The sequence below is a fragment of the Mesorhizobium sp. P2_B5 genome (genome assembly GCF_056404775.1).
Genome location: NZ_JBFUDJ010000014.1, coordinates 67,529 through 81,391, shown reverse-complemented (window position 1 = coordinate 81,391; position 13,863 = coordinate 67,529). Strand labels below are relative to the sequence as shown.

Sequence of the window (13,863 nt, the reverse complement as noted above, 5' to 3'; positions counted from 1 at the left end):
GCGCACTACCATGGTAGTATGTCAATGATGCTGGAATTGTCCCTTGGCGCTTGAGTTGCGGTGTGCGCAGGTGTCATCACGGAGCTGCAGTGGCAGTCGCAGAATGGATTCGTCATGGGGAAGATTTCGGGGGAGACCAGGTTTTCAGGTAACGCTGCCAAGGTGAGGAGCGCCGGCCAGCGTGAGCCGTCGCGGACGCTGGAGCCGGTCAACAACCGGATGCCGATCTCGCCGCAGATCTACGAGCGGCTGCGCCGTGCCATCACCACGCTGGTAATGCTGCCGTCCGAAGCCTTGAGCGAACAGGATTTGGCCCAGCAACTTGGCGTCAGCCGCACGCCGGTGCGCGAAGCGCTGATCCGGCTGGCGGATGAGGGCTTGATCGACATCCTGCCGCAGCGCGGCAGCTTCGTCGCTCCGATCCGGCTAAGCGACGTCGAGGAAGCGCAGTTCATTCGCGAGGCGCTCGAAGTGTCGGTTGTGCAAAAACTCGCCGGGCATGGCTCGGAGGGGTTCGTCGCTACGGTCAGAGCCAACCTCGCCATGCAGGCGAAAGCTGTGGCGGAAGGCGACCGCGACCTGTTCCTCGAGCTCGACGAGGCGTTCCACCGCAGCCTGTGCGAGGAGGCCGGCCTGCCGAAGAGTTGGCGGGTCATCCAGGTGGTCAAGCTGCAGATGGACCGCGTGCGCTATCTCAGCCTGCCCGAGCCCGGCCATCTCGAGACGCTCCTGGCCCAGCATGTGGCGATCCTCGAGGCGGTGGAGACCGGCGAGGTCAAGCAGGCCGGCGCCCGCATGACGGCGCATCTGCGCGAAGTGTTGCGCACCGTGCACGGGCTCAGCCTGGCGCGGCCTGACCTTTTTGGGCGGTGATTTGGTGGAGATCGGTGACTTGAGTCCAAGCGCCTCCCACTGACTAATACATCCCGCGATCGTGTCGAAGACTGCCGAGACGTGGGCGTAGTCTCGCCTCTTGCCTCGGCACGCGCGATGTCCGCTTTTGGTGTACGGGCGGGATCGTTGGAATGACTGACATGAGGCGCAAAGCCGCCGTCTACACTCGATGCATTCCCGCTTTATCCATAAGCACCCGAGACTCGGGCTGAGGCGCGACTCAGAAAGGTCGAAAAGATTCAAAGAAACCAAGGGATATTGTCATCGCGCCCATTTGCGCGCTAGTCAGCGCTATGATGCGTCGAACCCGGTTGATGGACTCATGAAGCCGCTGGTCCTGATCGCCTCGAAGGACCCGGATTTTTTCCTGGTTTTCGGGCACATACTTTCGGTAGCTGGCTTCGAGATTCGACTGATTACGGGAGACCGGGAAATCGCAAGCGCCATCGCGGCGACCACCCCGCTTGCCGTGGTCATGGACTGCCATCCAGGCGACCGTGCAGTGGTCAAGCAGTGCGCCTGGCTGAAGTCTAGCACCGCAACCAAAGGGACGCCGGTCGTGAGTCTGGTTGCCCCGCGTTCGGGCAAGCTGCATCTCGATTTGATCAAGGCCGGAGTCGACGAGATTTTTTCGCGGCCGTTCCCCCCCGAACAGCTTTTGGCCTGGCTGCATGGCAAAGCGCGCCTTGCGAAGCTATCGCGCGAAACGGACTCGGGTGAGTTGGTGCAGGGCGATTTCCGGCTGGAGCGACAGACCCACCGAACATTCTTCAAGCAAAACGAGATCCTGATGCCACCGATCGAGTTCAAGCTTTTGCGCAGCCTTTTGGGGCAGCCTGGCAAGGTCTTCAGCCGCGAGGAACTGGTCGCGACCGCCTGGCCTGAACATGCCGCCGCAACCGATGTGCGGGGCGTCGACGTCCATATAGCCAGGCTGCGCAAAAGGCTTCGGGCATCCGTGGGAAGCGATGTGATCCGGACGGTCCGCTCGGCTGGCTACGCATTCGCGCCGGACTGGTGACCTGCTCGGCGATTCCGGCATATGGCACGTGCGCGCCGATTGCCGGCACGCCGGTCCACACGCATCTGCTCTCAATGGCTCAGGATGGTATCCAGGAACAGCCGGGCGCGTGGGTGAGCGGCTGTTGAGAAAAAGTCCTTGGACGAGGCATGTTCGACAATGCGGCCTTCGTCCATGAAAACGATCTCATCCGCGACTTCGCGTGCGAAACCCATTTCATGGGTTACGCAGACCATGGTCACGCCGCTTGCCGCCAGCGCGATCATGACGTCCAGGACTTCCTTGATCATTTCCGGGTCGAGCGCTGAGGTGGGTTCGTCGAACAGCATGATGCGGGGATTGAGGCAAAGCGCGCGCGCGATCGCCACGCGTTGTTGTTGGCCGCCCGAGAGCTGGGCCGGGTAGGCCTGCGCCTTTTCGGGGATGTGCACCGCTGTCAGATGGTGCATGGCGATCTCTTCGGCCTCCCGTGCCGGTTTCAGGAGAACGCGGCGCAGCGCCAGCGTGCAGTTGGCGAGCACGGTGAGGTGCGGAAACAGGTTGAAGCTCTGAAACACCATGCCTGTCTGCCGGCGCGCCTTCGCGGCATCGCGGCCATCTTTGTCCAGAGTTGCCGCTTCGAACTGAATCGTTCCCTTTTGGAAGGGCTCGAGACCGTTGATGCAGCGGATCAAGGTCGACTTGCCGGAGCCGGACGGTCCGCAAACGACGATGCGTGCGCCCGCTCGTACGGAAAGATCGATGTTTTTCAAAACGTGCAGGGCGCCAAACCATTTGTTGAGACCGTCGATCCGGACATGAGGGATGGATTGAACGGCTGGGACTGGAGGAGGGGTTTGAGCGAGCATCAGCGGCGTCCAGCTGCAAGCAGGCGCTGCTCGATGCGCTTCACGCCATAGCCAAGTATCAGCGCTAGCGCGAGAAACAGGATGCCGGCAACGGTCAGCGGCTCTGCGTATCGATAGGTTTCAGAAGCGATATCGAAGGCGCGTCCGAGCATTTCGGGCACGGCCAGGACTGCGAGATAGGGCGTCGCCTTGAGGATCGAAACAAGATAGTTGCCCAACGGTGCCGCGACGTTGCGCAACATCTGCGGCGCGATGACGAAAACGACCGTGTCGCGGCGGGTGAGCGACAAGGCTCTGGCCGCTTCCTGCTGGCCTTTTGGGATCGCGTCGATGCCCGCTTTGAACACCTCCGCCAGATAGCCGCTGTAGTACAGGCTCAGCCCCAGTATGCCGACTGTCATGGCGCCAAGCCGGATCCCGTAGAAGGGCAGGACGAAATAGAGGAAATAGAGCCAGGCCAAAACCGGCGTCGAGCGGATGAAGTCGATCAGGAAGCGGACGGCGAGGCCAGTCGCACCGCCGCCGCGGCGGATCATTTCGAAAGTGAAGCCAAGCGCCGAAGCGCCGAGACAACTCAACACCGTTGCGAGCAGAGTCGTTCCGATCGCCCCGATGATCGTCGGGACGGTCGATAGTACGAAATCGAAGTTAAATCCCACGCGGCGTTCCTCTTTCAGGCCTGACCCGCGCCTCGAGCCAGCGGCCTGCAAGCGCGATCGGATAACAGACGACGAAGAAGGCCAGCAGCAGCGCCGAATAGATCGCCACGGGGTTGTAGTCGGTCTGCGCGATTTCCTTGGCGCGGAAGGTCATGTCCGTCAGCGTGACCAGCGAGACGAGGGACGTCGCCTTGACGAGCTGGATAAGGTTGTTGACAAAGGTCGGGCTCATCGCGACCAGCGCCTGCGGCAGCTCGATCAGGAGCAGGATCGCCGGGCGCGAGAGGCCGAGCGCCATGCCCGCCTCGCGTTGGCCGGCGGGCAGAGACTGCAACCCGGCGCGAACCGCCTGGCTGGCATAGCCGCCGGTGTTGAGACCGAGCACCAATGCACTGACGGTGAGCGCCGACAGAGTGACCCCCATCACCGGCAGCACGTAATAAAAGAAGAAGAGCAGGACGACGACCGCTGAGCTACGCCAGAATTCGATCACGGCGGTAACCAGAAAGCGCGTCATGCCGGTGGTCAGAAACTGCGCGACGCCGAAGACGAGCGCGAAGGGGATCGCAAAGACCAGGCCATAGGCCGTGACCTCTGCGGTGATACCCAGCCCTTGCAGAATGCCCAGCCAGATTTCGCTCATGCTCACGGGGTGGCACCACTCTTCGTCGAGGCGCGCGGCGACGATGTCAGTATCGTTTCGGCGTGCCTGAGGCGGGCGGTTTTGCGCCGAGAAATCGCGCTCTCCGGACCGGACCTCATGACACCCTCCGCGCCGTGGAAAGAACGATCGCCTATAGCAGGCCATCGGTGGTTCTCTCATAAACCCGGCGTGAGTCGGGTGTCAATAAACATGTACATATTATTGCGAAAGTTTACATTATAGCGCGGCTGCTGTCGGCACCGCCGTTGGCCGGTAATTGCGCGCTAAGCTACGATGACGGCTGAAACCCGTTGAATCGTACCGCTTCAGGGCTCTTTTGATCGTCCCCGACCGGGCTTTGCTTGACGCGTTCCCGGCTCAAACGGGGACAGGATGGCTACATCGCACAACGATACCGAGGGACGCGCGCGCAGCTCGCGCATGCTGCGCACCGCGCTCGGACCCGCCATCGCCCGGTTTCTCGACGATCCCGCGATCGTTGAAATAATGCTGAACCCGGATGGCCGTATCTGGGTGGATCGGCTTTCGGAAGGTTTGGCCGATACAGGGGAAATGCTGGCGCCTGCCGCTGGCGAGCGGATTGTGCGCCTGGTCGCCCATCATGTCGGCGCCGAGGTCCACTCCCGTTCCCCGCGCGTCTCGGCCGAGTTGCCGCAGACCGGCGAGCGTTTCGAGGGCCTGTTGCCGCCTGTCGTCGCAGCACCCGCCTTCGCGATCCGCAAGCCCGCCGTCGCCGTGTTCACGCTCGATGACTACGTCGCGGCAGGCATAATGTCCGCCGGTCAGGCCGCGATATTGCGCGCCGCGGTTGCCGGTCGCGCGAACATCCTTGTCGCCGGCGGCACATCGACTGGCAAGACCACCCTCACCAACGCGCTGCTCGCCGAAGTGGCGAAAGGGATGGATCGGGTCGTCATCATCGAGGACACCCGCGAACTGCAGTGCGCCGCGCCCAACCTTGTTGCAATGCGCACCAAGGATGGCGTCGCTACGCTGGCCGACCTGGTTCGCTCTTCGCTGCGCCTGCGGCCCGATCGCATTCCCGTCGGCGAGGTGCGTGGCTCCGAGGCCCTCGACCTGCTGAAGGCATGGGGAACCGGGCACCCCGGCGGCATCGGCACCCTTCATGCGGGCTCCGGCATCGGCGCCCTGCGCCGCCTTGAGCAGCTTATCCAGGAAGCCGTCGTCACTGTCCCGCGTGCGTTGATCGCCGACACGATCGGCCTCGTCGCCGTCCTGTCCGGACGTGGCACCGCGCGACGGCTTAGCGAACTCGTCCGGGTCGAGGGTCTCGGCCCTGACGGCGATTATCGCATTGCTGAAGCCACACCGATCAACCCAGGAGAAACCTCATGATCCGCCTCCTTGTACGCTGCCACCGCCGCTTGGCCACGGGGGCCACCGCCCTTGCCGTCAATCTCCTGGTCGCCTCGAGCGCCCGCGCGTCAGGCTCCTCGATGCCGTGGGAACAGCCACTCGAAAAGATCCTGCAGTCCGTCGAGGGTCCGGTCTCCAAGATCATCGCCGTCATCATCATCATCGTCACCGGCCTGACGCTGGCCTTCGGCGACAGTTCGGGCGGCTTCAGGCGGCTCATCCAGATCGTTTTTGGCCTTTCGATCGCCTTTGCGGCGTCGAGTTTCTTCCTGTCGTTCTTCTCGTTCGGCGGCGGAGTGCTGATCTGATGACAACCGCCCTTGAACAGCTCGACGCGGTGCCGGGGTGGACGGTGCCCGTTCACCGGGCGCTGACGGAGCAGATCCTGCTCGGCGGCGCGCCGCGCGCAATCGCGATCCTGAATGGCACGCTTGCGGGCGCTGTCGGTCTTGGGCTGCGGCTGTGGCTGGTCGGTCTCCTCATCTGGGCAATCGGACATCTCACGGCGGTATGGGCCGCCAGGCGCGATCCTCTGTTTTTCGAAGTTGGGCGTCGACACCTGCGTCTCCCTGGACATCTTTTGGTTTGAGGGCGCCGCTATGATGAGCCTTGCCGAATACCGCCGGACCGCTGCTCGCCTTGCCGACTATCTGCCTTGGGCAGCTCTCGTCGCGCTTGGCGTCGTGCTCAACAAGGATGGCAGTTTTCAGCGCACCGCGAGGTTTCGCGGCCCCGATCTCGACTCCGCCGTCGCGGCAGAGCTTGTTGCGGTGGCGTCGCGCATCAACAATGCCTTTCGTCGCCTCGGCTCGGGCTGGAGCGTCTTTGTCGAAGCGCAGCGGCACGAAGCCGCCTCCTATCCCGAGAGCCAGTTTCCCAATGCGGCCTCCAGCCTGCTCGATGCCGAGCGCAAAGCCGATTTCGACGAGGAGGGGGTTCATTTCGTATCGAGCTACTTTCTCACATTCCTGTTTTTGCCACCGCCCGAAGACGCCACGCGCGCCGAGGGGTGGCTTTATGAGGGTCGCGACCAGTCGGACGCGGATCCGGGCGAGATCGTGCGCGCCTTTGTCGACCGGACAGAGCGCTTGCTGTCCCTTCTCGATGGTTTCATGCCGGAATGCCATTGGCTCGATGACGGCGAAACGCTCACCTACCTGCATTCGACCATCTCGACCAAACGCCATCGGGTGCGGGTCCCCGAGACGCCGATCTATCTCGATGCGCTGCTGGCCGATGAACCGCTCGCCGGCGGGCTCGAACCGCGACTGGGCGACAAGCATCTTCGCGTGCTCTCGATTGTCGGCTTCCCGACCGCCACGACACCCGGCCTGCTTGATGACCTCAATCGGCTGGCCTTCCCCTACCGCTGGTCGACCCGCGCGATCCTGCTCGACAAGGTCGACGCTGTCCGCCTGTTGACCAGAATACGGCGGCAATGGTTCGCCAAGCGCAAGAGCATCGCCTCGATCCTCAAGGAGGTGATGACCAACGAAGCGTCAGCCCTCCTCGACACCGACGCCGCCAACAAGGCGGCTGACGCCGACACTGCGTTGCAGGAGCTCGGCGCCGACATGGCGGGCATGGCCTATGTCACCGCGACCGTCGCCATCTGGGATTGCGACCCGCGCGTTGCCGACGAGAAATTGCGGCTTGTCGAGAAGGTCATCCAGGGCCGCGACTTCACGGCGATTGCCGAGACCGTCAACGCCGTCGATGCCTGGCTCGGCTCCTTGCCCGGGCACGCCTATGCCAATGTCCGTCAGCCTCCCATCTCAACGCTCAATCTCGCCCACATGATGCCCCTTTCCGCCGTGTGGGCGGGGCCGGAACGGGACGAGCATCTGGTCAGCCCTCCCTTGCTTTACGGCAAGACCGAAGGCTCGACCCCGTTCCGGTTGGTCCTTCATGTCGGCGATGTCGGTCATACGCTGGTCGTCGGTCCCACTGGCGCCGGCAAGTCGGTGCTGCTCGCGCTGATGGCGCTGCAGTTCTGTCGCTACCGCAACGCTCAGATATTCGCCTTCGACTTCGGCGGCTCTATCCGCGCCGCTGCGCTCGCCATGGGTGGCGACTGGCACGATCTCGGGGGGCACCTCACCGAAGGCGTGGACGCCTCCGTTTCGTTGCAGCCGCTCGCCCGGGTTCATGACACGTACGAGCGCGCCTGGGCAGCTGACTGGATCGTCGCGATCCTGATGCGCGAGGGCATCCAGATCACCCCGGACGCAAAGGAGCATATCTGGGCGGCGCTGACGTCGCTTGCCTCGGCTCCCGTCGAGGAGCGCACCATTACCGGGCTCAATGTGCTCTTGCAAGCCAATGATCTGAAACAGGCTTTGCGCCCGTACTGTGTCGGAGGCGCTCACGGCCGATTGCTCGACGCCGAGGCCGAACACCTCGGCCAGGCCTCCGTGCAGGCGTTCGAGATCGAAGGACTGGTGGGCACGCAAGCCGCGCCGGCTGTCCTGTCCTATCTGTTCCACCGCATTGGCGATAGGCTCGACGGGCGCCCAACGCTGCTCATCATCGACGAAGGCTGGCTTGCCCTCGACGACGAGGGGTTTGCCGGGCAGTTGCGCGAGTGGCTGAAGACGCTGCGCAAGAAGAACGCCAGCGTCGTCTTCGCCACCCAGTCGCTTGCCGATATCGACAATTCGGCCATCGCGCCGGCGATCATCGAAAGCTGTCCAACCCGGCTGCTGTTGCCCAATGAGCGCGCGGTTGAGCCGCAGATTACCGCCATCTATCGGCGCTTCGGCCTGAACGACCGCCAGATCGAAATCCTGGCGAGAGCGACACCCAAGCGTGATTACTACTGCCAGTCCCGTCGCGGCAACCGTCTCTTCGAGCTCGGCCTGTCCGAGGTCGGGCTGGCACTTTGCGCCGCGTCCTCGAAGAGCGATCAGGCCCTGATCGGCAGCATCATCGCCGAGCATGGCCGCCACGGCTTCCTGGCGGCCTGGCTGCGTGCCCGTGACGTCGGCTGGGCCGCCGACCTCATTCCCAACCTCACCCTGCCCGAACCTGAAAAGGATTCCCAACCATGACTGTTCGTCAAAGCCGACCACGCGCCCTTCTTATGGTCGCGGCGATGCTCGCCGCCCCGGTCGCCATCCCGCCGACGATGACTGCCCCAGCGTATGCCTTCATCGTGTTTGATCCATCGAACTATTCCCAGAATGTTCTGACGGCCGCGCGTTCGCTGCAGCAGATCACAAACCAGATCACCTCGCTTCAGAACCAGGCTCAGATGCTGATCAACCAGGCGCGTAACCTGACGAGCCTGCCTTTGTCCTCGCTGCAGCAACTGCAACAGTCGGTGCAACGCACGCAACAGCTTCTCGGGCAAGCACAAAACATCGCCTTCGACGTCCAGCAGGTCGACAAGGCCTTTCAGCAGCAATACGGCAGCGTGTCGCTCTCTGCATCCGACCAGGAGCTCGTCACGGAGGCGCGCTCGCGCTGGCAAAACACGGTAGGCAGCCTTCAGGACGCCATGCGGATCCAGGCGGGCGTCGTTGGAAACATCGAGTCCAGCCGCGCACAGATGTCGGCGCTGGTCGGCGCCAGCCAATCGGCGACGGGAGCGCTGCAGGCGACGCAAGCTGGCAATCAGCTTCTTGCGCTCCAGGGCCAGCAGCTCGCGGACCTGACCGCTGTGGTCGCCGCCAACGGCCGCGCCCAGGCTCTGACTGAGGCCGAGCGTGCCGCCGCGGTCGATCAGGGCCGCGAGCAACGCCGCCGCTTCCTGGCGCCAGGCTCCGGCTACGAGGCCGGCTCGGTCCAGATGTTCAACCGCTGAGGCCGAAGGCCATGGACGGAAAAACGCTCGCTCGCACGGTGGCTGTCATCTTTGTCGCGGCCGCCGTCACGGCAGCCGCGCTCGGTATGAGCCGGAACGAGAACAAGCCGGCGGGCGAGGGCGCTCACACAACCGCAGGCTCGATGCCGAACCCTCTTCGCGATGGTCTGCGCCGCTGCCAGGTCCTCGGCGAGGCTGCCCTGCGTGACGATGGATGCGCCCGGCTATGGGCCGAACGGCGCGATCGCTTCCTCGGTCTCAAAGAGCCATCGGGGCGTTCGATAGGCGAGCCGGACGCGCCAGATGCGGCCCTGCATGAGGCCCGATAAATATGGGCAATACCGGTGTCATCGACCAATTCCTGGCCACTTTCACCCGCTACATCGACAGCGGTTTCGGCCTGCTCGGCGGCGAGGTCGCCTTTGTCGCCACCACCCTGATCGTCATCGACGTGACGCTCGCCGCGCTCTTCTGGAGCTGGGGCGCTGATGACGACATCCTAGCGCGGCTTGTCAAGAAAACGCTCTTCGTCGGTGTCTTCGCCTATCTGATATCCAACTGGAACGGTCTCGCCCAAATCGTGTTCGAGAGTTTCTCCGGTCTTGGTCTCAAGGCGAGTGGAACCGGCTTCTCGGCACAGGACCTGCTGCACCCCGGCAAGGTGGCGCAAACCGGTCTCGATGCGGGACGACCATTGCTTGACGCGATCTCCGGTTTGATGGGCTACGTCTCCTTTTTTGAAAACTTCATCCAGATTGCTTGCCTGCTCTTTGCCTGGGCGCTCGTCCTGCTCGCCTTCTTCATCTTGGCGGTCCAGCTCTTTGTGACGCTGATCGAGTTCAAGCTGGCGACGCTGGCGGGCTTCGTGCTGATCCCCTTCGGTCTCTTCGGCAAGACTGCCTTCATGGCCGAGCGCGTGCTCGGCAACGTCATCTCGTCCGGCATCAAGGTTCTGGTGCTTGCCGTCGTCATCGGCATCGGATCGACGCTCTTCGGCGAATTCACTCAAGGCTTCGGCGGCGAGAACCCCACCATCGACCAGGCCATGGCGATCGTGCTGGCGGCGCTGTCGCTGCTTGGCCTCGGCATCTTCGGTCCTGGCATCGCCAACGGCCTCGTCGCGGGTGGACCGCAGCTTGGCGCCGGTGCGGCCGTCGGGACTGGCCTTGCCGCGGGCGGCATGGCGGTTGCGGGCTATGGCGCGGCCGGCCTGGCGGCGCGAGGTGGGACAGCCGCTTTCTCGGGCGCGGTGTCAGCCGCGCGTGGCGGCACGTCACTCGCTGGCGGCGCCTTGGCCGCTTATACGCTTGGCGCCGAGGGCCAATCTGGCGCGGCAGGCATCGCCTCCGGCTTGGGCGGCATTGCGCGTGCTGGCGCTGCGGCAGCCTCCTCCCCCCTCAAGCGTGCTGCCGCAAACACCGGTCAGTCGCTTAAGTCCAGCTTCGCCTCCGGCGCCAGTTCGGCGACTGAAATCACCGGCGGTTCGTCGACCATGGGAACGATCGGCGGCGCCGCGTTGTCAGCCGCGGCGTCAGGCGCGGGCAAGCCATCCGGCACTCACGGACAGCCGGAATGGGCCAGACGCTTGCAGCGCTCTCAACGCCTCTCTCATGGCGCCCAGGCCGCCGCCCACGCAGTACGCGCCGGCGACAGCCATGGCGGCGGAGCTTCGATTTCTCTTTCTGAAGGCAAATGATCCATGAATATCTTTAGGCGACCCGTGGTCCACTACGGCAAGACCCCTCGACCGGAAACCCCCTATCAAAAGGCGGAGCAGATCTGGGATGAACGCATCGGCTCTGCTCGCGTGCAGGCCCGCAACTGGCGCGCCATGGCGTTCGGGTCGCTCATCTTGTCGGCAGGCCTTTCCACTTCACTGGTCTGGCAATTGGGCCGCGGTACTGTCGTGCCCTGGGTCGTGCAGGTCGATAGGATGGGCCAGGTTCAAGCGACCGCGCCCGCGATCGCAGATTATAAGCCGACTGATCCTCAGATAGCGTGGCATCTCGCCCGCTTTGTCGAACAGGTGCGCTCCATCCCCGCCGATCCGATCATCCTGCGCCAGGACTGGCTACGCGCCTATGATTGGACCACCGACCAGGGCGCTGCGGCGCTCAACGACTACGCCCGCGCCAACGACCCTTTCTCCAGGGTGGGCAAGCAGCAGGTCGCGGTGGATATTTCTTCGGTCATCAGGGCTTCACCCGGCTCCTTTCGTGTCGCCTGGATCGAGCATCACTACGAAAACGGCCAGCTTTCCGGCACCGAGCGCTGGACCGCGATCCTGACGATCGTGACACAAATGCCAAACGACGCCGAACGTCTTCGCGCCAATCCGCTCGGCATCTACGTCAACGCCATCAACTGGTCCCGGGAGATGAGCCAATGAACCTGCCATTGTGTGTCATCGCCACTCCGGCTTTGACAAGGTCGGCGTTTGCCTTGGTGTTGCTATCGGGCTCCATACTTGCCGGTTGCGCCACACCGCAGAAACCACCTCAGATCTCCTATGATGCCTACGTGCCGCCTTTGCCCGGCGCTCCGGTAGCCGCGCTCGATGAAAGGCCAAAGCCGCTGCACGTTCCACCAGGATGGGTCCCGGCCCGCGGCGGTGTCGCCGGCAGCACGCCGGAGGCGCGCGTCGAGAACGCCAACGCAGCGGCGCGAGTCCAGCCGCGTCGTGAGGGCTATTACAACGCCATTCAGATTTATCCTTGGAGCGAAGGAGCCCTTTATCAGGTCTATGCCGCTCCAGGACAGATAACGGACATCGCGCTTGAGCCTGGCGAAAGCCTGACCGGTGAAGGTCCGATCGCGGCGGGCGATACCGCGCGCTGGGTCATCGGCGACACCGAAAGCGGAGCGGGCGTCACCAGGCGCGTCCATGTGTTGGTCAAGCCTTCGCGCTCGGACATCAAGACCAATCTCGTCATCACCACCGACCGGCGCAGCTACATGATCGAGCTGCAATCGGGCGAGAAGCCGTACATGCCCGCCGTGTCATGGGCCTATCCCGCGCCGTCGGCCGGACAAGCGCGGGCGATCCCCGCGACACCGGTGCTTCCCGCCATCACCGCACGCAACCACCGCTATGGTCTCACCGGCGACGCGCCCCCCTGGAGGCCTGTCAACGTGTACGACGACGGCAGGCGGGTCTATGTCGAGTTTCCACGCGGGATCGTGCAAGGCGAGATGCCGCCCATCTTCGTCATCGGCCCGGACGGCGAGGCCGAGATTGCCAACAGCCGCGTCTACCAGAACACCCTGATCGTCGACCGTCTCTTTGGCGCGGCGGAATTGCGGCTTGGCAGTGGCAAGCGGCAACAGACCGTCAGGATCGTTCGCACCGATGCCACGAGGAGAGGTCCGTGGATGTCAGGCACCAACGCGGCGCCGAATGCAAGGAACGGATTTCGTCAAAGGGGAGGGGAGCAATCATGAACGAGAACGAAATCCCGGCTGCCCCCATGCAGCTTCGCGCCGATCCGCCGCGCGTCACACGCCTGTCCCGCAAGGTGCTCGCCGGCATTGGCTTATGTGCATCGCTTGGCGTCGGCGGTGCGCTGATCTACGCGCTTCAAACCAGTGAAACCGGCCGGCATGGCGACGAGCTGTACTCGACGTCCAACAGGCAGCCCGCCGACGGACTGGCCAGCTTGCCACACGACTACACCGGTCCCGTTCTTGGGCCGCCGCTGCCTGGCGATCTTGGCCGGCCGATACTTGACGCACAGCACAAGGGGCAGCCCGTCGTGCCGCCGACAATCGCGACACCCATGGTCGATGAGGCCGAACAACGCCGGCGGGCCGAAGAGGAGGCGGCCCGAATTTCGCGTGTCTTCTTCCAGACAGGGCAGTCAACTGGGGTGACGGCCGAAACCCAGCCCGGAGGAACCTCCCCGCCGAACCTTGGCGGCCCCGACCTTGCCGATCAGATCGGCCAGTCCACCACGCAAGACCGTCAACTCGCCTTTCTGAATGCGGCCACTGATCGGCGCACCGTGGCGCCGGATCGCGTCACGCCGCTAGTATCGCCCTATGTGCTTCAGGCAGGGGCCGTCATCCCGGCGGCGCTCATAACCGGTATCCGTTCCGATCTGCCCGGTCAGATCACCGCTCAGGTCACAGAAAATGTCTATGACAGTCCGACGGGTCGTTCGTTGCTGATCCCGCAAGGCACGCGCGTCATTGGCCAATACGACAACGGGGTCGGATTCGGCCAGCGGCGCGTTCTGCTTGTCTGGAGCAGGCTGGTCTTCCCCAACGGCCGTTCCATTGTTCTCGAACGCCAGCCTGGCACTGACGCTCAAGGCTATGCCGGCCTTGAGGACGGCGTCGACTACCATTGGGCCGAGCTGTTCAAGGCCGCGGCACTCACCACTATCCTTAGCGTCGGCGCGGAGGCCGGCTCGTCTGGACAGGAAAGTGACATCGTGCGCGCCTTGCGCGGCGGCGCCTCCGACAGCCTCAGCCAGGTGGGCCAGCAGATCGTCCAGCGCCAGCTCAACATCGCACCCACGCTGACGATACGGCCAGGCTTTGCCGTGCGCGTCGTCGTTACGCGCGATCTCGTGCTCGAACCCTATGGAGGCTGA

The 13,863-nt window shown here is 63.8% G+C and carries 15 protein-coding genes; 12 read left to right on the top strand and 3 right to left on the bottom strand.

The genetic code is table 11. From position 1 onward, the window contains the following. The first annotated feature begins 114 nt into the window (after positions 1-114). Positions 115-873: a GntR family transcriptional regulator gene (locus AC1D1N_RS29235; protein WP_477352705.1), complete on the top strand. Its 759-nt coding sequence runs from the start codon at positions 115-117 to the stop codon at positions 871-873. Between the two features lie 190 nt (positions 874-1,063). Beyond that, the gene (locus tag AC1D1N_RS29230) at positions 1,064-1,915 is read left to right on the top strand and encodes a winged helix-turn-helix transcriptional regulator (RefSeq protein WP_477352703.1); all 852 of its coding nucleotides are present in this window, start codon (positions 1,064-1,066) and stop codon (positions 1,913-1,915) included. A 71-nt stretch (positions 1,916-1,986) separates the two neighbouring features. Here the strand turns inward: AC1D1N_RS29230 and AC1D1N_RS29225 are convergent, their stop codons facing one another. Genes AC1D1N_RS29225 through AC1D1N_RS29215 form a run of 3 tightly spaced genes read right to left on the bottom strand, consistent with a single transcriptional unit; the run spans position 1,987 to position 4,071 of the window. Beyond that, a complete protein-coding gene (locus AC1D1N_RS29225; protein WP_436258436.1) occupies positions 1,987-2,763 on the bottom strand; it encodes an amino acid ABC transporter ATP-binding protein in 777 nt (258 codons plus the stop codon). Continuing rightward, a complete protein-coding gene (ehuD, locus tag AC1D1N_RS29220; protein WP_436258437.1) occupies positions 2,763-3,422 on the bottom strand; it encodes an ectoine/hydroxyectoine ABC transporter permease subunit EhuD in 660 nt (219 codons plus the stop codon). Before ehuD ends, AC1D1N_RS29225 begins: the two co-directional genes overlap by 1 nt. Then, positions 3,412-4,071, bottom strand: a complete 660-nt coding sequence (locus AC1D1N_RS29215) for an amino acid ABC transporter permease (protein ID WP_477352701.1) — start codon at positions 4,069-4,071, stop codon at positions 3,412-3,414. Before AC1D1N_RS29215 ends, ehuD begins: the two co-directional genes overlap by 11 nt. A gap of 387 nt (positions 4,072-4,458) precedes the next feature. Here AC1D1N_RS29215 and trbB point away from each other — a divergent pair, with 387 nt between their 5' ends. From trbB to AC1D1N_RS29165, 10 genes are read left to right on the top strand one after another with little or no spacing between them, the layout of a single operon-like run. Beyond that, positions 4,459-5,442 carry a P-type conjugative transfer ATPase TrbB gene (gene trbB, locus AC1D1N_RS29210; RefSeq protein ID WP_436258439.1) on the top strand — a complete coding sequence of 328 codons (984 nt, stop codon included), beginning with the start codon at positions 4,459-4,461 and terminating at the stop codon, positions 5,440-5,442. Then, entirely contained in the window at positions 5,439-5,771 is a 333-nt protein-coding gene (locus AC1D1N_RS29205) for a TrbC/VirB2 family type IV secretion system protein (RefSeq protein ID WP_477352698.1), read from the top strand. The genes trbB and AC1D1N_RS29205 overlap by 4 nt, the downstream gene beginning before the upstream one ends. Then, positions 5,771-6,052 carry a VirB3 family type IV secretion system protein gene (locus tag AC1D1N_RS29200; protein ID WP_135880879.1) on the top strand — a complete coding sequence of 94 codons (282 nt, stop codon included), beginning with the start codon at positions 5,771-5,773 and terminating at the stop codon, positions 6,050-6,052. The genes AC1D1N_RS29205 and AC1D1N_RS29200 overlap by 1 nt, the downstream gene beginning before the upstream one ends. 10 nt (positions 6,053-6,062) lie before the next feature. Further along, positions 6,063-8,513 (top strand): conjugal transfer protein TrbE, encoded by a 2,451-nt coding sequence (gene trbE, locus AC1D1N_RS29195; protein WP_477352696.1) that lies wholly within the window; start codon positions 6,063-6,065, stop codon positions 8,511-8,513. Continuing rightward, complete coding sequence (gene trbJ, locus AC1D1N_RS29190) at positions 8,510-9,268, top strand: P-type conjugative transfer protein TrbJ (RefSeq protein ID WP_477352694.1); 759 nt, start codon at positions 8,510-8,512, stop codon at positions 9,266-9,268. The genes trbE and trbJ overlap by 4 nt, the downstream gene beginning before the upstream one ends. 11 nt (positions 9,269-9,279) lie before the next feature. Next, entirely contained in the window at positions 9,280-9,597 is a 318-nt protein-coding gene (trbK-alt, locus tag AC1D1N_RS29185) for a putative entry exclusion protein TrbK-alt (protein WP_477352692.1), read from the top strand. A gap of 2 nt (positions 9,598-9,599) precedes the next feature. Further along, positions 9,600-10,964 (top strand): P-type conjugative transfer protein TrbL, encoded by a 1,365-nt coding sequence (gene trbL, locus AC1D1N_RS29180; protein WP_477352690.1) that lies wholly within the window; start codon positions 9,600-9,602, stop codon positions 10,962-10,964. 3 nt (positions 10,965-10,967) lie between these two features. Continuing rightward, positions 10,968-11,657: a conjugal transfer protein TrbF gene (gene trbF / locus AC1D1N_RS29175; protein ID WP_477352688.1), complete on the top strand. Its 690-nt coding sequence runs from the start codon at positions 10,968-10,970 to the stop codon at positions 11,655-11,657. Then, positions 11,654-12,709, top strand: a complete 1,056-nt coding sequence (gene trbG / locus AC1D1N_RS29170) for a P-type conjugative transfer protein TrbG (protein WP_436258446.1) — start codon at positions 11,654-11,656, stop codon at positions 12,707-12,709. The genes trbF and trbG overlap by 4 nt, the downstream gene beginning before the upstream one ends. After that, the gene (locus AC1D1N_RS29165) at positions 12,706-13,863 is read left to right on the top strand and encodes a TraB/TrbI/VirB10 family type IV secretion system protein (RefSeq protein ID WP_436258447.1); all 1,158 of its coding nucleotides are present in this window, start codon (positions 12,706-12,708) and stop codon (positions 13,861-13,863) included. The genes trbG and AC1D1N_RS29165 overlap by 4 nt, the downstream gene beginning before the upstream one ends.